The 20,416-nt window shown below is 39.5% G+C and carries 16 protein-coding genes; 10 read left to right on the top strand and 6 right to left on the bottom strand.

The features are described 5' to 3' along the window. Positions 1-30: 30 nt before the first annotated feature. The 3 genes from ACH0AK_RS13965 to ACH0AK_RS13955 are packed head-to-tail and all read left to right on the top strand — an operon-like array spanning position 31 to position 2,032. Positions 31-441 carry a NusG domain II-containing protein gene (locus ACH0AK_RS13965; RefSeq protein ID WP_010733917.1) on the top strand — a complete coding sequence of 137 codons (411 nt, stop codon included), beginning with the start codon at positions 31-33 and terminating at the stop codon, positions 439-441. 12 nt (positions 442-453) lie between these two features. Continuing rightward, positions 454-1,020 (top strand): Gx transporter family protein, encoded by a 567-nt coding sequence (locus ACH0AK_RS13960; RefSeq protein WP_010733918.1) that lies wholly within the window; start codon positions 454-456, stop codon positions 1,018-1,020. Positions 1,021-1,042: 22 nt separating this feature from the next. Further along, positions 1,043-2,032, top strand: a complete 990-nt coding sequence (locus ACH0AK_RS13955) for a polyprenyl synthetase family protein (protein ID WP_153830619.1) — start codon at positions 1,043-1,045, stop codon at positions 2,030-2,032. A 627-nt stretch (positions 2,033-2,659) separates the two neighbouring features. Here the strand turns inward: ACH0AK_RS13955 and ACH0AK_RS13950 are convergent. The 4 genes from ACH0AK_RS13950 to ACH0AK_RS13935 form a co-directional block, all read right to left on the bottom strand. Beyond that, positions 2,660-3,427 (bottom strand): hypothetical protein, encoded by a 768-nt coding sequence (locus ACH0AK_RS13950; RefSeq protein ID WP_096081857.1) that lies wholly within the window; start codon positions 3,425-3,427, stop codon positions 2,660-2,662. Positions 3,428-3,653: 226 nt separating this feature from the next. Then, positions 3,654-4,526 (bottom strand): hypothetical protein, encoded by an 873-nt coding sequence (locus ACH0AK_RS13945; RefSeq protein WP_153830618.1) that lies wholly within the window; start codon positions 4,524-4,526, stop codon positions 3,654-3,656. Positions 4,527-5,123: 597 nt separating this feature from the next. Next, entirely contained in the window at positions 5,124-5,690 is a 567-nt protein-coding gene (locus ACH0AK_RS13940) for a hypothetical protein (protein WP_153830617.1), read from the bottom strand. Positions 5,691-5,725: 35 nt separating this feature from the next. Next, positions 5,726-6,160, bottom strand: coding sequence for a hypothetical protein (locus ACH0AK_RS13935; RefSeq protein ID WP_153830616.1), 435 nt, complete (start codon positions 6,158-6,160; stop codon positions 5,726-5,728). A 302-nt stretch (positions 6,161-6,462) separates the two neighbouring features. On the opposite strand from ACH0AK_RS13935, the gene ACH0AK_RS13930 reads away from it, so the two are divergent. Continuing rightward, positions 6,463-6,696: a hypothetical protein gene (locus ACH0AK_RS13930; protein WP_010733923.1), complete on the top strand. Its 234-nt coding sequence runs from the start codon at positions 6,463-6,465 to the stop codon at positions 6,694-6,696. A 695-nt stretch (positions 6,697-7,391) separates the two neighbouring features. On the opposite strand, the gene ACH0AK_RS13925 is transcribed toward ACH0AK_RS13930, so the two are convergent. Then, positions 7,392-8,375, bottom strand: coding sequence for a biotin--[acetyl-CoA-carboxylase] ligase (locus ACH0AK_RS13925; protein WP_023520563.1), 984 nt, complete (start codon positions 8,373-8,375; stop codon positions 7,392-7,394). Between the two features lie 478 nt (positions 8,376-8,853). Between ACH0AK_RS13925 and rpoB the strand changes: the two genes are divergently transcribed. The 3 genes from rpoB (at position 8,854) to msrA (ending at position 17,017) form a co-directional block, all read left to right on the top strand. Beyond that, a complete protein-coding gene (rpoB, locus tag ACH0AK_RS13920; protein ID WP_010733925.1) occupies positions 8,854-12,471 on the top strand; it encodes a DNA-directed RNA polymerase subunit beta in 3,618 nt (1,205 codons plus the stop codon). Between the two features lie 80 nt (positions 12,472-12,551). Beyond that, on the top strand, positions 12,552-16,205 hold the full coding sequence (gene rpoC / locus ACH0AK_RS13915) for a DNA-directed RNA polymerase subunit beta' (protein WP_023520562.1): 3,654 nt from the start codon (positions 12,552-12,554) through the stop codon (positions 16,203-16,205). Positions 16,206-16,492: 287 nt separating this feature from the next. Beyond that, entirely contained in the window at positions 16,493-17,017 is a 525-nt protein-coding gene (gene msrA, locus ACH0AK_RS13910; RefSeq protein ID WP_010733927.1) for a peptide-methionine (S)-S-oxide reductase MsrA, read from the top strand. 89 nt (positions 17,018-17,106) lie between these two features. On the opposite strand, the gene ACH0AK_RS13905 is transcribed toward msrA, so the two are convergent. Further along, the gene (locus tag ACH0AK_RS13905) at positions 17,107-17,781 is read right to left on the bottom strand and encodes a prepilin peptidase (RefSeq protein WP_153830614.1); all 675 of its coding nucleotides are present in this window, start codon (positions 17,779-17,781) and stop codon (positions 17,107-17,109) included. Between the two features lie 56 nt (positions 17,782-17,837). On the opposite strand from ACH0AK_RS13905, the gene ACH0AK_RS13900 reads away from it, so the two are divergent. From ACH0AK_RS13900 to ACH0AK_RS13890, 3 genes are all read left to right on the top strand, one after another. Beyond that, positions 17,838-19,391 carry a gluconokinase gene (locus ACH0AK_RS13900; RefSeq protein ID WP_194180056.1) on the top strand — a complete coding sequence of 518 codons (1,554 nt, stop codon included), beginning with the start codon at positions 17,838-17,840 and terminating at the stop codon, positions 19,389-19,391. A gap of 166 nt (positions 19,392-19,557) precedes the next feature. Then, positions 19,558-20,025 (top strand): Dps family protein, encoded by a 468-nt coding sequence (locus tag ACH0AK_RS13895; RefSeq protein WP_034689491.1) that lies wholly within the window; start codon positions 19,558-19,560, stop codon positions 20,023-20,025. Between the two features lie 203 nt (positions 20,026-20,228). Continuing rightward, positions 20,229-20,416, top strand: a 188-nt coding sequence (locus ACH0AK_RS13890) for a hypothetical protein (RefSeq protein ID WP_499797026.1), incomplete at its 3' end; no start/stop codon positions are given.

Below are 20,416 nucleotides of genomic sequence, written 5' to 3'. Positions count from 1 at the left end.
ATCAAACGAGGAGAAAAAGGGAGTGAGTACTTGAAAGAATTTATTCAAAAAAGTTTATTAAAACCTTGGGATATCATCATTATTCTTTTGTTAGTCATGCTCTCATTCTTGCCGGTTGTCATCTTTAGTTATCAACAAGTGGATGCAACACCAAATAAAGAAGCAGTGCTACGAGTCGATGGAACAGAAATCAAAACGTTTCCGTTGGTAACTGAAACCAAAGCTTATACCTATTTATACGAAGATGATCATGGCGACAAAAACGTGATCGAGATCGATGGGGAACGAATTCGGATCAAAGAAGCAGACTGCGACGACCAGATTTGCGTTCGCCGAGGATGGGCAACGAATAATGGTGAAACAATCGTTTGTTTGCCTCACAAATTAGTGATCGAAGTGCGATCAACAGACGGGAGTGGGGAAGACAGTCTGATTTATTAGACGGTTCACGTCATGAGTAAATTACAAAAAATGATCTATATATCTTTATTAGTTGCCCAAGGTGTGATCATCGGTTTATTGGAAAATATGATTCCTTATCCTTTCGCTTTTGCGCCAGGTGCAAAACTAGGATTGGCTAATTTGATTACGATTGTGGCAATTTTTACAATGAAAAAACGAGATAGCTTCTTATTACTTTGGTTGCGTTTATTTTTGACCACGTTATTAGGCGGCACGATTTCGACGTTTCTTTATAGTATGAGTGGTGCGTTGTTGAGTTATGTAGGGATGTTGATAGTCAAACAACTGGGTCCTAAAAGGGTTAGCATTATTGGCATCAGCGCGACAGGTGGATTTATGCATAATGTCGGTCAGTTATTGACCGCGTCATTTATCGCTCAATCATGGACAGTCATGCTCTACTTACCGATTTTGTCATTCCTAGGTATTCTATCAGGATTGGCCATAGGGATAGCTGCTAATTATCTGCTGAAACATGTGAGAACACTTCAGCGTTTCCAAGCAGACTATGATCGACAGACCAATAGTCAATGGCAATCGGTATTTCTGAAAAAATAAGCGTTATACAAGGAGTTTTTTTATGAAGTTACATCAAATGTGGGTGGACTATCCAACGATCCAAGTGGAATTGAACCAAACACTAAAAAAAATGGAAAGTGTTGTTCGGCTGAAAAACAAACCAGTAGAAGAAGCGATAAAAGAAACGATTCATGCAGGTGGGAAGTTACTGCGTCCGGCGTATCAACTATTATTTGCTCAATTTGGCCCGGAGCAAGATCGCGATAAAGCCATTTCGTTGGCAGCATCTATTGAGATGCTACACATTGCGACATTGATCCATGATGATATCGTTGATGAAGCTGACTTACGCAGAGGACAGCCAAACTTACGTAGCCGTTTTGGCAATAGTGTCGCTGTTTATGCCGGAGATTATTTATTTGTTTGTTGTTTTAAACTCTTGTCCGAATATACTTCTTCCTTAAAGAGTATGCAATTAAATGCAAGAAGTATGGAAAAAGTATTGAATGGCGAGCTCGGGCAAATGGATGATAAATACAATACCCAGTTGACGGTTGAAGAATACTTACAGAATATTTCTGGTAAAACCGCTGAACTTTTTCAACTGAGTTGTTTTGTAGGTGCATACGAAAGTGGCACAAGCGAACGTTTTGCAAAAAAAGCTGGGGATATCGGGTTAGCGATCGGTATGGCGTTTCAAATCATTGATGACATTTTAGATTATACAAAACAGAGCGATGACATCGGCAAGCCTGTATTGGAAGACATTCGTCAAGGGGTGTATTCTTTACCTTTGATCTATGCGTTACAAACAGACAAAAAAGCAGAATTACTTGAATATTTGTCCAAAGAAAAACAAATGACACAAGCAGAAGCTGAGAAGGTTCAACAATTAGTTATTGAGGCACAAGGGGTCGAAAGCGCCCAGAAGTTGGCAGAATCCTATACGAAACAAGCATTAAAAGAAATCAAAAAATTGCCAAATACCTCGGTACAAACAAAAGAAACATTAGAGACTTTGACGTCATTGATCCTAAGACGGGCAGACTAAGTTATATAAAAATGTGGTTGTGACAGAAGTGTTCAGCTCCGAGAAATAAGCGTGAAACCCCAAAAATTTGAAGAACAATTTTCTGGGTTTCACGCTTATTTCTGAAGGGGTTGCTTCTGGAACACCGTTTATTCGGTTCTAGGAGATGCAAGGTCACTAATGTCCCAGGCTCATTTTTTTCTTTGCACAGAAAAAGTGGTTTTGCACCTTCTGAAAGAAAGAGGTATGCTAAATAATAGGTATCGCATGGTGACTGATTTCCATTTAGTAGTTCCATACGTATCAGTAGTTTGTTGCTCTTAAAAACATGAACCATCAATAGAATGGACATGGGTCGTTTATCGAACAGGGGCTTACATCGTTTTATTTATGGACGTAAGTACATAAAGTGACGGAGGAAGAATAAAGGAGGGAAATCAAAGCACATAAGAAATAATACATAATATTGAGTGAACCATGGACAAAACAAGTAGTTAAAACATTCATTTTTTTGTTTATTCTGACAATCAGTATCGTTAACATTTTGGGGGAAATGTCGCTGAATGACAAGAATAAATGAGTCAATAAAAACCAGTGAAAGCCTTATGCAGTCCTGACTGATAAGGAAATCACTGGATTTTTTATTTTTTATCTTCCAAGGCTCGGGCTAGTTTGTGGTCGATTGTTTCGCGAGTGGCTATCTTGTTTTAGATGATTGTTTTCTGTTTGGCGATGTGCATGATTGATCCTATCTTTCAATGTAAATTTCTGAGTCTCAGGTGAAATCTTTTTTTGTAATGATTGGGTCTGCACCTTATGATTAGCCTTCCCAACTTCTTTGTCTGTGTGATCGCGTTTTTGGGAAGGCTCCTCTTTATCCATTCCATTTATCAATGTTTTTGCATCAAACTTTATTTTTGGCTGTCGATTTGCATAAGGTTCTTTAGAGATATCTTTATGTGTTTCATTGAACTTACGATTCGCTTCCGTAACAGCATTTACCACTTCTTTTTTTGTTCGGTCACGTATTTCAGGGAGTGGCGCATCTTTTTCATTCCTTTTAGTATCACTAGGAATTGTTTCGTAGATCGGTTCAGCAGAGTCTGTGTATCGTTCGACAAGTTTATCTACTTGTTTTGGCGACAACTTGTCGATTTTATCAAGTAATTCTTGCGCTCTTTTTTCATTATTTTTGATGCCAGCTGTTAGTTCCCTATATTTTTTTGAAGATGTGGAATGATCACTAAGCTGTTCTCTTTTTTCCTTTAGCTCTTGGATTCTAGCTACTGTATTCATCAGGCTTTTTGTCAGTTGTTTGATTTCTGTAGCAGGACTTTTTGGTAGATGCTTACTTAATTTCCTAGAACGCTGTTTCATCTTTTCTACTGACATAATATTTTCTTTACGATTATCCATAATTAGTTCCTCATCTCTCATCTTTGTTACATAAACAAAAATAGCATTTTAATCTTCGTGTTTGATATCGATAATTTCTAAGTAAGGAAAATTAGTGTAAGCATTTGTTGCTCTTGAAATACGAGCGAGAAAGCAACGAGGAGGAAAGCTTGTTTGATAGCAGAAAAAGGATATTGATCATTTTTTGATCAATATCCTAGATTATTTTGTTTAGTGTGAAGTTGTTTTACTTTGAAAGAGCAGGATTAGTTTTTGGTCGATTGTTCAGTGTTGGATTTGCTTTTTCTTGGGCGTTCACTTTGACCTGTTCCTGTGCGTTAGCTAACTTCTCGGTCAATGACGGTTTCAGAATTCCTTTAACAGGCTCTCCGTTTATAATTTTAATTTGATCAATCAATAATTTTTTTTGGTTCATTAATTTTTCGTTATTTTTCCCACCAAATAAATTCATGATTCTGCCAACTAACCTCTTCTTTCTTTTTTGGAAAGTAGCTAGTTTTTTTTCCGTTTGATGCAACTTTTTCTCAGCTTTATCTAGCGTAAGTTTTTGACTCCTAGTATCCTTAATTGGTTTTTTTTTGATTTCGATTGTTTTCTCTCTTTTATCATATGACTTTGAAGATATATTTTTATGAGATTCGTTGAATCTAACATTAGCAGATTTAACAGCCGACTGAATTTCTTCTTTTGATCGAGCCCTTTTTAATGTGATTGGGACATCGATCTCTTCCTTCCTTTTTTTCCTAACTTCAGGAATGGTTTCATAGATTGGTTCATTCATGATTTTTTCATTGCTCTTCGTGACGCTTTTGTCTTGAGTGAAATGGTTATCTATGTATTTTTCCAATCTATCCGCATGTGCGGGTGAAATATTTTCGATTCTTCTATATAAAACATGAATTCTTTTCCTATGATTTTTGATAGCATCTGTCAGTTCCTGATATTTTTTTGAAGATTTTGAAGAATCTCCAAGCTCCTTTCGTTGTGCCTTGAATTTTTCGATCATATTCTCAGAGTCGATAATTTGATTCGAGAGGTGAGTGATCGTTGTTTTCCCCTCATTGTTTAATTTGGGTTTATATTGCTTGTTCTTAGCCATATCTATCTCCTTCTCTTATTGTTATATATAAATAAACATAACATCTTTTTATTGCTAATTAGTGTCAATAATTTCTATTAAGGAAAATTTTTGATATAAATGATGAGATAATAAAACGTTGTAAAATTGAAATTGAAGCAGGTGGACTGATCGAATGGCAGAGCTTTTTCATTATAATTTTATGTCTCTTTTTGTAATGAAATAAAGTATATAAAATAACTAAATATATGGATTTGTTGAACCACTTTAGCTAGAAAATCTTTATCTGTGTGGGCGATGATCATGATCTGCTAAAACTCGGTGATTGTGTTCGATCTCCACGCAGTTTTTGATTTTTCATTTATGGTTCTTTTTTATTATGAGCGTCAGTTACTTGTTTTTTAAATATTGGTTTTAGGATACCTTTTTACGGTTGTTCGAATTTGTTTATCAAATCAGTTTTTTTCCTTTAAACTTTGGATTTTTTTCTCTGAAAGCATTCGCAATCAGACCGAAAATATTTTTTGCGTTTGTGGTACTTTTGCAATTTGGCCTCAATTTTCTGCACATTTTTTTAGTTTCTTGAATAAACTTCTTATGTTCGGCTGTTCTCTCTTTCTATGAGAGGGTTTTACCTGTGTCTATTCTTAGCTTTTTGTTCATTTTAGGTTCAGGAGATAAGTTGCGGTAAGATTGATTGAACTTTTCATTGGCCTTTGCTACTTTGATTGCAGAGCTTTCTTTAGGTGTTAATGGACACGCGATTTTGCCATAAGGGGAAACAGCCAATTTTTTTTCTAACTTCGTTGCAGTTTTTGAATCAATCGTCTCCAGTTGACGGTAAAGATTATCTGCTTGTTTTCGATGAAGTTGGATGCCTTCAATATATATAACGATTTCTTCTTTTACGTTAGGGTGGCTAACGAGACCATCTCTTTCTTTTGCAAGCGCCTGTATTGTTTTCTCTGTATTTATGATCTTTTCTGTTAGGTTATCGATTTTTTCTGTTCGTTTTTCCTGTTGCTGTGCGAGTGATTGCCGAGGCCTAGAAAGCTTTTGTGCGACGGACTGACGAGGTTCAGATGTTACTTGAGAAACGGATTGTCGTCTCGGCGACTGATCGACAGATTCTCGGCGAACACTTTTCGTTTGCCGGCGTTCTTGTTCTTTTAGGACAAGCTTCATTGCGCGATGACTGTAGATGTTATTTTGATTATTATTTAGTTCTTTATTTGCGTTATTGAGTTTGGTTTTTGCCTTGTTATATTCATCCGGATTGGCTGTTCTGCTCGAAAGTTTTTTACTTCACTTTTAATTTCCCTGATTTGTTCATTTAACTCTCTGTCTTTTTCGTTTAAATGCTGAATTTTCTGGTTAATTTGTTTAGCAGACAACTGGATATTTTCAGCGGTGATCGATGCTGTTTGTTGTGAGAATTTTTTTACAACATCTAATTGTCTACTGATTCTCTGAAAAACGTTGTCAGAAAGATTCGGTGCTTTTAAATTTATAGTTAACGATTGTTCTTTGATCAATATGTGTAATCTCAAGCGAGATAAGCTTTCTTGACCGATTGCTTGTGGATTTAGAACACCATCTCTGATGGCTGTATTTAAAAATCTTGTCACCTCTATATTTTTTTTAGGTTTCTCCATTGTTTCTCCTTAATTATCTTTATTAATATATAAAAAAAATATCATTTTTCAACTCGTGGTATGTACCGATTATTTCTATAATGTGTAAATTTTTAGTATTGATCTTTTCTAAAAGGTGTTATTTTGGATTGATTTGCAGAGCAGAGGTGACTTTCGTTCATGTTATGGATTAAATCACTCAAATGGATTGTTTTGTTTATTTAAAACAATCTTTTCTTGTTTTTGGAAAAAATTGTTCCCAGCAAGAAAAAATCCATGCTATATTCTGAATTAAAGAACGCTATGAATAAAGGAGAGTAGCTGTGAGAAAACAATATACATCAGAATTAACGCAATTAACGGTGATTGAGATCGTAACAAAACTAAGTGAGAAGAATAGAAATTTTTCATTTCGTGATATTGAAGAAGAGTATCAGCAACCTTTGTCTGCGGCAGATAAATTTTTGATCCGCTGTTTGATTATAAAAAAATTCAACTTGAAGATTGAATATTTTTCTTCTTCTAAAGCGAATCAATTACAATTTTGCAAAATTTGAGAATAGTCCATTGAGGTTGGGATGAGCCAGTAAGAGATCGCTGAATCTAATGTGAAAATAAAAAATGTTGTAATTCAATACAAAAGAATTCATTCATTTTTTTATGTGTTATGATACAAACAGAACGACAGCAAAACAAAAAAGGGGGCGTTAAATGGAAGAGGGTTTCGTATAGGAAGAAGTGGAGAAAGCGATCGTTGGTCTTCAATAGATAAGCTTATGAATGACTTAGAAGTAGTAAATAGAGGAAACAACACACATAGAACATCACTTGATTGCCGAAAACTATTTCGGGGAAAAATAGTTGCTCGGTCTCACTTGCTTGACGACGTGCATCACAGATTGCGACAGCGCATCTAGATAAAAGCGTAGGCAAATGTTATCAGGTGTCCATTAGTATTGACAGGCAGTAGTTTGATTGTTCTACTGCTACTGACAATAGCACATAGTACTATCCTATTTAAAAAGGATATTGAACATAGAGTTAAAACATAGAACAAACATAGAAATTAGATGTAGACACAAAAGTAAAATAAAACACACAATGTAGTACCTCAAACATAGAATCAAGCATATAGTAGAAAAATATAGTACATCGTAAAGAAGTTTGCATGTTTTCTCGTGACATCAAGCTTATGAAAAATAAAGCGAGCATGACAAACCCACCATTGATAAAAAAGAGGCTAGGAAACGAACTAGCCTCTTTTTGCTGATGGTAGCCCATCGATTTCTGTTAAGCTGACTTCACCAGAGAGTAGTTGGAAGCGCTGGTTTGGCGTATCTACGATCAGTTCTCCTTTTGGACCGATTGCCTGGGCAATTCCTTGATAAGATTTTCCTTTTCGGGTAAAGCTGACAGACTTACCTAGGACAAATGACCGTTCTGTGTAAAGATCAAAATAGGTGTGCGAATGGTCGGCTAAATACCTAAAGAAATGTTTCCAAATCGCGCAGATCAATTGATTTCTAGTCATCGATGCTTCACCATCAGGAAACAAGGAGGTCGCTTTTTGCTGGATCTCATCAGGAAATTGCGTGTGAGGGATCGAAAAATTCAAGCCCACACCAATAATCACCGAACGAATTTCACCACTTTCCATATCGCTTACCGCTTCAGATAAAATTCCACAAACCTTTTTCCCTTCAAGGTAGATATCGTTGACCCATTTGATCATGGCATGTTTTCCTGTCGTTTCTTGAATCGCTTTGACACATGCACTGGCAGCAATCAACGTATATTGTGGCAATTCCTCAAAATGCTTTTGTGGATGCAATAATAAGCTCATGTAGATTCCTTGACTTGGTTGAGCGAAAAAGGAACGTCCAAAACGTCCATGGGCTTGTTCTTGTGTATCCGCGATAAATAAACTAGGTTTCGTAGTATCCATATTAGATGCCGATTTAGCATCTTTCATCGTCGATTCCGATTGTGATAAAACGTTCACTTGAACGTCAAAAGAAGATAATGCTTGGGAAATCTCTACAGGATCCAATACATCAGAGGGGAGATAACGATACCCTTTCGCTTGATGTTCAAAGCGAAAACCTTCTTTTTCTAATTCTTTGATGGCTTTCCAAATACTCGTTCGGGAGACATTCAGTTGTTGGGCGATTTTTTCACCGGATAGAAATGTCGGAGTATTTTTTAAAAGGTGTAGTACCTTGGCTTTTGTCGTCATCGATCAAGCTCCTTTCTACTATTTATATATTAGCAGATTTACGATCGAATGAGGACAGCGCGTCATACTTTTTGTTTGAGTCGCTATAAAGACGAAAAGATTTTGTAAGGAAGAGTCACTCAATTAGGAATGGACGAAATTGGAACAAAAAAGAAAGATTAAGAAACAATTACGAAAATTTACAGGAAACGCCAGGAAGTGTTGACTTTTACGTTTAAACAGTGTATTATATGAAGTTGCAAAAACTATCTGATGAAGCGAAGGCAGAAACGAAATATTGTCCGTTTCGGCTTTAATATAAGGAAACAAAAGTAGAAGCTCACGTAGGCAAGTACTCAAGAGAACGTTCTATTTTTGGTTTTTTTTTGCCTAAAAGCCGCAAAAAATGTCTGTTGTTACCTAAATATAATATTTTTAATATTATTGTAACGATTGATCGGGTAGTCTTTTTGAATGACATTTTAGAGGGGTGAAGAGCTTGGCTGGACACGTAGTAAAATACGGAAAACATCGCGAACGTAGAAGTTTCGCACGAATCAGTGAAGTGTTGGAATTACCAAATTTGATCGAAATTCAAACAGACTCGTACCAATGGTTCTTGGATGAAGGACTAAGAGAAATGTTTGAAGATATTTTGCCAATCGATGACTTCAATGGCAATCTTTCTTTGGAATTTGTAGATTATGAATTGAAAGAACCAAAGTACACAGTAGCAGAAGCACGCGCACATGACGCAAATTACTCTGCACCATTACATGTGACTTTACGTTTAACAAACCGTGAAACAGGCGAAATCAAAGCTCAAGAAGTATTCTTCGGTGATTTCCCATTGATGACAGAGCAAGGTACATTCATCATCAACGGTGCGGAACGTGTTATCGTTTCCCAATTAGTCCGTTCACCAGGTGTTTACTTCCATGGGAAAGTAGACAAAAACGGTAAAGAAGGATTCGGTTCCACTGTGATCCCTAACCGTGGTGCATGGTTAGAAATGGAAACTGATGCAAAAGACATCTCTTATGTACGTATCGACCGCACACGTAAGATTCCATTGACTGTGTTAGTTCGTGCATTAGGTTTCGGTTCAGATGACACGATTTTTGAAATCTTTGGGGATAGTGAAACATTACGTAACACGATTGAAAAAGATTTACACAAAAATGCAAGTGATTCTAGAACAGAAGAAGGATTAAAAGATATCTACGAGCGTCTTCGCCCAGGCGAACCAAAAACAGCAGATAGTTCACGTAACTTGCTGAATGCCCGCTTCTTTGATCCAAAACGTTACGACTTAGCAAATGTTGGTCGTTACAAAGTAAACAAAAAATTAGACTTGAAAACACGTCTATTGAACTTAACGTTAGCTGAAACGTTGGTTGATCCTGAAACAGGCGAGATCATTGTTGAAAAAGGAACAGCTTTGACCCATCAAGTGATGGAAACATTAGCACCGTTCATCGACAATGGTTTGAACTCAGTGACTTACTACCCAACAGAAGATGGCGTAGTCACTGATCCAATGACTGTCCAAGTGATCAAAGTCTTTTCACCAAAAGACCCAGAACGTGAAGTCAACGTGATCGGTAACGGCTACCCAGACACAACAGTGAAAACTGTTCGTCCAGCGGATATCGTTGCTTCAATGAGCTACTTCTTGAACTTGATGGAAGGCATCGGCAACGTGGACGATATCGACCACTTAGGAAATCGTCGTATCCGTTCTGTCGGAGAACTTTTACAAAATCAATTCCGTATCGGATTAGCACGTATGGAACGTGTTGTACGTGAAAGAATGTCGATCCAAGATACAGAAACATTGACACCACAACAATTGATCAACATCCGTCCAGTTGTCGCAAGTATCAAAGAATTCTTTGGTTCTTCACAATTGTCTCAGTTCATGGACCAAACAAATCCATTGGGCGAATTGACACACAAACGTCGTCTTTCTGCCTTAGGACCTGGTGGTTTGACTCGTGACCGTGCCGGCTATGAAGTACGTGACGTTCACTACTCCCACTATGGCCGTATGTGTCCGATCGAAACGCCTGAGGGACCAAATATCGGGTTGATCAATAGTTTATCTAGTTACGCGAAAGTAAACAAATTTGGTTTTATCGAAACGCCGTATCGTCGTGTTGATCGTGAAACTGGCCGTGTGACAGAACAAATCGATTACTTGACAGCAGACATCGAGGACCATTATATCGTTGCCCAAGCAAACAGTAAGTTGAATGATGACGGTACATTTGCTGAAGAAATCGTCATGGCTCGTGCCCAAAGTGAAAACTTAGAAGTATCGATCGATAAAGTCGATTATATGGACGTTTCACCGAAACAAGTAGTTGCGGTAGCGACAGCATGTATTCCTTTCTTGGAAAACGATGACTCCAACCGTGCCTTGATGGGTGCCAACATGCAGCGTCAAGCAGTGCCATTGATCAATCCACAAGCACCTTGGGTTGGTACTGGTATGGAATATAAATCAGCTCATGACTCAGGAGCTGCGTTACTATGTAAACACGATGGTGTAGTTGAATTTGTTGATGCTTCTGAGATCCGCGTACGTCGTGACAATGGCGCATTAGACAAATATTCAGTAACAAAATTCCGTCGTTCAAACTCTGGAACAAGTTACAACCAACGCCCAATCGTTCATTTAGGTGAGAAAGTCGAAAAAGGGGATACCTTGGCAGACGGCCCATCAATGGAACAAGGTGAAATGGCTCTAGGACAAAACGTCTTAGTCGGTTTCATGACTTGGGAAGGATACAACTACGAAGATGCGATCATCATGAGTCGTCGTCTTGTCAAAGACGATGTGTACACATCGATCCATATTGAAGAATATGAATCAGAAGCTCGTGATACAAAATTAGGACCTGAAGAAATCACTCGTGAAATCCCGAACGTCGGTGAAGACGCATTGAAAGACTTAGACGAAATGGGGATCATTCGTATTGGGGCGGAAGTCCAAGACGGTGACCTATTAGTCGGTAAAGTAACACCAAAAGGGGTAACTGAACTTTCAGCAGAAGAACGTTTATTGCATGCGATCTTCGGTGAAAAAGCACGTGAAGTACGTGATACTTCTCTACGTGTACCGCATGGTGGAGGCGGGATCGTTCACGATGTGAAGATCTTTACTCGTGAAGCTGGCGATGAATTATCACCAGGTGTCAACATGTTAGTTCGTGTGTATATCGTTCAAAAACGTAAAATCCATGAAGGGGATAAAATGGCCGGACGTCACGGTAATAAAGGGGTTGTTTCCCGTATTATGCCGGAAGAAGATATGCCATTCTTACCTGATGGAACACCGATCGACATCATGTTGAACCCACTAGGGGTACCATCACGTATGAACATCGGACAAGTATTGGAATTGCATTTAGGGATGGCTGCGCGTCAATTAGGCATCCACGTAGCAACACCAGTATTTGATGGTGCAAGTGATGAAGACGTATGGGAAACAGTTCGTGAAGCTGGTATGGCTAGCGATGCGAAAACTGTTCTTTATGACGGACGTACAGGTGAACCATTTGACGGACGTGTGTCTGTCGGTGTGATGTACATGATCAAACTTGCTCACATGGTTGACGATAAGTTACATGCACGTTCAATTGGACCTTACTCACTAGTTACGCAACAACCATTAGGTGGTAAAGCGCAATTTGGTGGACAACGTTTTGGGGAAATGGAAGTTTGGGCACTGGAAGCATACGGTGCGGCTTATACCTTACAAGAAATCTTGACATACAAATCAGATGACGTAGTCGGACGTGTGAAAACATACGAAGCAATCGTCAAAGGTGAACCAATTCCAAAACCAGGTGTACCTGAATCCTTCCGCGTATTAGTCAAAGAATTACAATCACTAGGATTAGACATGCGTGTCCTAGATATCCAAGACAGCGAGATCGAACTTCGCGACATGGATGACGAAGACGATGATTTGATCACAGTGGATGCTTTGACAAAATTCGCTGAACAACAAACAGCAAAAGAACTAGAAAAACAAGCTGCTGAACAAGTCGAAGATGAAAGACAAGATATCATCCAAAACTTTGAAACCGCAGAAGATAATTTAGACTAATCCGGTCTGAGATACTGTGAGGCGGTCGAAGATCAGCCGCCTTACGGTTTTGCCATTAAACGAAATGGAGGGAACCCCTTTTGATCGATGTAAATAAATTCGAAAGTATGCAAATAGGTTTGGCTTCTCCCGAAAAAATCAGAAGCTGGTCTTACGGTGAAGTAAAAAAACCTGAGACGATTAACTATCGTACCTTAAAACCTGAGCGCGAAGGGTTGTTCTGTGAGCGGATTTTTGGTCCTACAAAAGACTGGGAATGTGCCTGCGGAAAATACAAACGTATCCGTTATAAAGGAATCGTTTGTGATCGCTGTGGTGTGGAAGTGACTCGTTCAAAAGTTCGTCGTGAACGTATGGGTCATATCGAATTAGCAGCACCTGTTTCACATATCTGGTATTTCAAAGGTATTCCTTCTCGTATGGGTCTTGTATTAGACATGAGCCCACGCGCATTAGAAGAAATCATTTACTTTGCCTCATATGTTGTTATTGAACCAGGAAACACAAGCTTAGAGAAAAAACAATTGTTGACTGAACGCGAATACCGCGAAAAACGTGAACAATATGGCCAAGAATTCCAAGCAGCAATGGGCGCGGAAGCAATCAAACAATTACTTGATAACGTTGATTTGGATGGCGAAGCAGCTGAATTGAAAGAAGAGTTGAAATCTGCACAAGGACAAAAACGTACACGCGCGATCCGTCGTTTGGACATTTTAGAAGCATTCCGTGCTTCTGGCAATGAACCAAGCTGGATGGTCATGGACGTTATCCCTGTCATCCCACCAGATCTACGACCAATGGTCCAATTAGAAGGTGGACGTTTTGCAACAAGTGACTTGAACGATCTATATCGTCGTGTGATCAACCGTAACAATCGTTTGAAACGTTTGTTAGACTTGAATGCACCAGGAATCATCGTTCAAAATGAAAAACGGATGTTACAAGAAGCGGTAGATGCGTTGATCGATAACGGTCGTCGTGGCCGTCCTGTCACAGGACCAGGTAACCGCCCATTGAAATCTCTTTCTCATATGTTGAAAGGGAAACAAGGTCGTTTCCGTCAAAACTTACTTGGTAAACGTGTCGACTACTCTGGTCGTTCAGTTATCGTCGTAGGTCCTTTCTTGAAAATGTACCAATGTGGATTACCAAAAGAAATGGCGATCGAATTGTTCAAACCATTCGTGATGCGCGAATTAGTTCAACGTGAACTTGCTTCAAACATCAAAAATGCGAAACGCAAAATCGAACGTCAAGAAGATGAAGTTTGGGATGTCTTAGAAGACGTCATCAAAGAACATCCAGTTCTATTGAACCGGGCACCTACGCTTCACAGATTAGGTATCCAAGCATTTGAACCAGTTCTTGTCCAAGGTCGTGCGATCCGTTTGCATCCATTGGTATGTGAAGCTTATAATGCCGATTTCGATGGAGACCAAATGGCCGTTCACGTACCGTTGAACGAAGAAGCACAAGCAGAAGCACGTATGCTGATGTTAGCTGCTCAAAACATCTTGAATCCAAAAGATGGTAAACCAGTTGTTACACCTTCTCAGGATATGGTTTTAGGAAACTACTACCTAACAATGGAAGAAGAAGGTCGTGAAGGCGAAGGAATGGTCTTTAGAGACCAAAACGAAGCAGTCATCGCATGGCGTAATGGCTACGTTCATTTACATTCACGTATTGGTGTGAACCCAACGACATTAGGGGACAAACCATTTACAGAATGGCAAAAAGAACGCACGATGATCACGACTGTTGGTAAGATCATCTTTAACGAAATCATGCCACCAGAATTCCCTTACTTGAATGAGCCAACTGACTTCAACTTGACTGTCCAAACACCGGACAAATACTTTGTTGAAGCTGGAACAGATATTCCTGCTCACATCAAAGAACAAGAACTAGTTTTACCATTCAAGAAGAAAAACTTAGGAAACATCATCGCCGAAGTCTTCAAACGTTTCAAAGTAACTGAAACATCTAAGATGCTTGACCGTATGAAAGACTTAGGATACAAACATTCAACACATGCAGGTATCACTGTAGGGATCGCCGACATCAGTGTCTTGAATGAAAAACAAGTGATCATTGACGAAGCACATAAACAAGTAGAGTCGATCACGAAGCAATTCCGTCGTGGATTGATCACTGATGACGAGCGTTATGAACGAGTAATCGCTGTTTGGAACGCTGCGAAAGACAGCATCCAACAAAAACTGATGGAAGGTTTGGAAGCGAAAAACCCAATCTTCATGATGTCAGATTCTGGTGCCCGTGGTAACATCTCCAACTTTACTCAGCTTGCTGGTATGCGTGGATTGATGGCCGCACCGAATGGACGTATCATGGAATTGCCGATCATTTCGAACTTCCGCGAAGGACTTTCTGTCTTGGAAATGTTTATCTCAACTCACGGGGCTCGTAAAGGAATGACCGATACAGCCTTGAAGACAGCCGATTCTGGTTACTTGACACGTCGTTTAGTTGACGTTGCCCAAGATGTCATCATTCGTGAAGAAGATTGTGGCACTGACCGCGGTCTTGAGATCCAAGCAATCCGTGAAGGAAATGAAATCATCGAATCTCTTGAAGATCGTTTGATTGGACGTTACACACGTAAAGAAGTTCGTCATCCTGAAACCAACGAAATGATCATTGCCGGAAATCAATTGATCTCTGAAGATGTCGCAAAACAAATCGTTGATGCAGGTGTTGAAACTGTAACGATCCGTTCTGTCTTCACATGTAACACAAAACATGGTGTCTGCAAACATTGTTACGGACGTAACTTGGCAACTGGTTCTGACGTTGAAGTCGGAGAAGCAGTTGGTACGATCGCCGCTCAATCAATCGGTGAACCAGGTACTCAGTTAACAATGCGTACGTTCCATACGGGTGGGGTTGCCGGAGATGATATCACTCAAGGTCTTCCTCGTGTCCAAGAAATCTTTGAAGCACGTAATCCGAAAGGGCAAGCAGTGATTACTGAAGTAACAGGGGATGTCATCGATATCTCTGAAGATCCTGCTACACGTACCAAAGAAGTAACAATCAAAGGGAAAACAGATACACGTACGTATACAGTGCCTTATACTGCACGTATGAAAGTCGCTGAAGGCGATATGATCCATCGTGGTGCACCATTGACAGAAGGATCAATCGATCCGAAACAATTGTTGCAAGTACGTGACGTTCTATCTGTTGAAAACTATCTATTACGTGAAGTACAACGCGTTTACCGTATGCAAGGGGTAGAAATCGGCGACAAACATATCGAAGTAATGGTTCGCCAAATGCTTCGTAAAGTGCGCGTCATGGACCCAGGCGATACAGAAATCTTGCCAGGTACACTGTTAGATATCGCAGACTTCAAAGACCAAAACTACAATACGTTAGTTGCTGGTGGCGTTCCTGCGACATCTCGTCCAGTCTTGCTAGGTATCACAAAAGCATCATTAGAAACAAACAGCTTCTTATCAGCTGCATCCTTCCAAGAAACAACTCGTGTCTTGACTGATGCTGCGATCCGAGGCAAAAAAGATCCACTTCTTGGTTTGAAAGAAAATGTTATCATCGGTAAGATCATTCCAGCTGGTACTGGTATGCCACGTTACCGCAACATGGAACCAAAAGAAGTTGGCGTTGCAAGTGAAAACGTGTATAGTATTTCTGACATCGAAGCACAAATGGCTGCCGAAGATGCAATGAATGAACAAACACGATAAACCATGAGTTCACATAAAGAAGGTCAAGTTCCTGTTTGAGGGACTTGACCTTTTTTTTGTGGATAAACTAGAATCAAGGAAGTAAAAGGTAACTGTGGATAAAAGAAATGGTAATAGATATCCACAGGGGATAATTATTATGTGTACCAAAATTTATCCACAAGTTTTCAAATATTAAAAGAAAAACAATAAAAATAGGCTAAAAATACCGGTAGGGGGTAAAATAAGCATATTACTATTTATTTCAATGAAAACGAGTATGATAAAACCAAAGGAGCTGATAAGAAATGGCAGTGAAAAAAGCTGTATTTGCAGGTGGCTGTTTTTGGTGTATGGTCAAACCGTTTGAAACACAACCAGGTATCCTCTCCGTTACTTCCGGTTATACTGGAGGACATGTACCAAATCCAACCTACGAACAAGTGACGACTGGAACAACAGGTCATACGGAAGCGGTAGAAATCGAATATGATCCTGAAATCATCACCTATGCACAATTGGTCGAGATTTATTGGCAACAGACCGATCCGACAGATGCTTTAGGGCAGTTTGCTGATCGTGGGGACTCTTATCGTCCGGTCATTTATTATAGTGATGAAGCAGAACGTGAAGCCGCAGAAAACTCAAAACAACAGTTACAAGCAAGTGGCCGTTTCGATCAACCGATCGTCACAAAGATCGAACCTCGTACGACCTTTTATCCCGCAGAGGAGTATCATCAAGATTACTACAAGAAAAACAAGATCCATTATCAGTTGTATCGTGAAGGCTCTGGTCGGGCGGGATTCCTTAGAAAAAACTGGAAAGACTAGCAGTATAAGTTACTAGAAAATATGAATTTTAAGTAATAAGAAAAGAGGAAGGTCGGACATTTTGTTCTAGATGCTTCTTCTTTTTTGTGCTATCGGAAATAGAGGACCAACCATAAGGCAATACTCAGAAAAGGAACGAAAGGGAGATGCTTTCTTTTCTTATGGAATAAAGCAGTGATACAAAAATAACTTAAACCAAGACAACTTGCGATAAACATAAGCATGAGAAAATGTGTGGAGGCTAACCCACCACTCCAACTAAGTAAGAGTAACGTATCGCCTGCGCCTAAATAAGCTTGCCCATAACGCAGCAAACCGTAACTGATCAAGCCGAACACTAAGCTGGTTTCTAAGTGAAACTGCTCAGTCAGCACCCAGTAGGCCCATAAGAAAGTCCATGAGAAATAGAGGATGCGAGTGTCGATCGCAAGGTAAAAAATATCCATCAACGAAAATAAAAAAGCAGTGAATAGCCAAATCAAATGAACTGTATCTGGCGAATAGCATCCTGCATACATAAATAGCGTACCGCTGATCAACTCTGCCAGTGGATACATGGGTGAAAGTTTGGTCTGACAAGAGCGGCAACGAAATCGTTGCATGACAATCGAAAGTAATGGAATCAACTCATACCAACGCAATGTTTGGTGACAGTTGACACAATGTGAACGAGGGGAAATAATAGAAAGGTCTTGAGGAACGCGTTGTGCGACTAAGCACAAAAAAGAACCAAAGCAACAACCAATGATAAAATAAAGAAACATCAGACCAACCTCCTTTTGATTAAGATACGCAAAAAAGGAGAAGAGAGGTGGAAAAAATAATGATTGCAGTCGGGGTCGATATCGGTACTACGCAAACGAAAGCAGTTGCATTCAATGAACAAGCAGAAGAAGTAGCTACAGCCTACTTTCATTACCCGCTGATCCAAGAAATTCAAGGCATGGCTGAACAAGATCAGGAATTGATCGTCCATGCAGTGTATACGGTCATCAATGAAGTGATCCAACAGTTACCCGCACAGACAATCCAATTCATTTCATTTTCAACAGCCATGCACAGCTTGATTTTATTAGATAAAAATAAAAAACCTTTAACTCGTATGTTTACTTGGGCAGACACTCGTGCCGTCAATGAAGCAGAAAAATTAAAAGCAACTGAAAAAGGTCGAGTGATCTATGAACGGACGGGTACGCCGATCCATCCAATGACACCATTGATCAAAATCAATTGGTTGAAAAACGAGTTTCCTGATTTATTTGAGCAAGCGGCTTATTTTGTAGGGATCAAAGACTATCTTTTTTATGAGCTGTTTGCTGAATTAGTCAGTGATTATAGTACTGCTTCTGGCACAGGGTACTTTGATATCTACCGTTTCCAATGGTCAGAGCCTATTCTTGAAGAGTTAGGGATACAAGAAGAGCAATTACCAAGAGTAGCACCTGCGACTACCCAGTTCACGAAATTAACAGAACAAGCCCGTACGAGATTTCATTTTGATCAAGAAATTCCATTTATTTTAGGTGGAGCCGATGGGCCATTATCCAATTTAGGCTTAGGTGCATTTGGTGAGACGACGGCAGCGCTGACTGTCGGTACCAGTGGCGCATTACGATTTATTTCGAATCGCCCAAAGCTCCATCCAACAATGGAAACCTTCTGTTATGTTTTGGATCAAACACACTGGGTCATCGGAGGAGCAACCAGTAATGGCGCAGGGATCTTTGATTGGGCGGTCCATACATTGATGCAAGATGTCGTTCAACGAGCTAAGGAACAAGGAGAAGATCCGTATCAAGCAGTCCTTTCGGAAATCGCTTTTGTCCCACCTGGCGCCAATGGACTGATTTTTCAACCGTATTTATTGGGGGAACGAGCACCTTTGTGGGATGCGGAGGCATTTGGAAGTTTTATTGGTCTACAACGATGGCATACGGAAAAAGACATGATGCGAGCGGTCCTGGAAGGGGTTTGTTTTAATCTCAAACGAATTTTGCGAGGTATCTGTCCACCCGATCAAGTCATTGAGTTACGTGCAACTGGTGGCTTCGCTCAATCAGTGTTATTTCGGCAGATCATGGCAGATGTATTGGGACAACCTATCCGTTTTCCAAAAGTTAAAGAAGCCTCAGCGTTAGGGGCAGTCATATTAGGTTGGCAGAGCCAAGGCAGAATCGAAACATTAGGTGAAGCTTCCGCATATATTGAATTAGCACAACAAGTGGCTGTTCAGAAAAAAGCCAGCCGCATGTACAACAAAATATATCCTTTATTTGTTTCGACACAACAAGAATTAAGCCGCTATTCTCAGTTATTTGCGGAACTACGAGAGACTCTATCAATAGAGATGATAGATGAAGAAGGCGAATCGTAAATGATGACATTAGTTATATTTTCTATTTGGTTGGCGGATTTTTTGCTATTTAAAAAAAGCATTACTCTGGGGATGAAAATCGTTCTCATCTAAAGGATTTTAGTGTACTTTTCCCTCAAAGTTTACTATGATTTTAATATAGGCAAATGCGAGGAGGCAGAATTACATGAAATTTCAACAAACCAAAGAAGTATTGAATCAATTAGTAGCAGATTTAAGCCAAATGTCGGTGATCGTCCACCAAACACATTGGTATATGAGAGGTCCTGGATTCTTGACATTGCATCCAATGATGGACAGCTTCATGGACGACTTGAATGAACAATTAGATGAAATCTCAGAACGTTTGATCACATTAGATGGTTCACCTTATTCAACGTTACGTGAATTTGCAGACAACACAAAAATCCCTGATGAAGTTGGTCGTTGGGATCGCACGATGGAAGAACGTTTAGAAACATTAGTCGCAGGTTACCGCTATTTAGCAGATCTTTTCCAAAAAGGAATCGAAGCTGCTGGTGAAGAAGGCGACGATCCTACGCAAGATATGTTTATTGAATTTAAAGCAGCAACAGAAAAACGCATCTGGATGATACAAGCACATCTAGGTAAAGCACCAGGAATCGACGCATAATCAATTTCATCACAACCATAAAGACACCCCATTTGCAGACAATGTGCTGGAATGGGGATGTCTTTTTTTGTTTAATAACAATTAGAATTTCTTATTCTTATTTTAGAAAAAGTCGTTTCATGAGAATTTTCACTTTTAATTAAGCGCTTTCTTTTCTTGGGATATACTCTCGGTGTCAATAAAAAAGAAAAGGAGCAAAAAACATGAAAGTGAAAAAGAAATGGTTCTCGTTGTTGATGGTTGTAATGTTGTTCTCGTCGGTTTTCCAACCGACACTCTTAGCCTTTGCGAGTGATCGCTCCTTCAAAGAAGCAACCTCGCGTCCGGCTGTTGCGATTGATTTAAGTGGCACTTCGCCAGCAAAAGATGAAAAAACATGGAACGAATGGGC

Source organism: Enterococcus pernyi (assembly GCF_045371165.1).
Lineage (GTDB): Bacteria > Bacillota > Bacilli > Lactobacillales > Enterococcaceae > Enterococcus_B > Enterococcus_B pernyi.
Note: the sequence above shows the minus strand (reverse complement) of the source record. Positions and strands in the feature narration are given on the sequence as shown.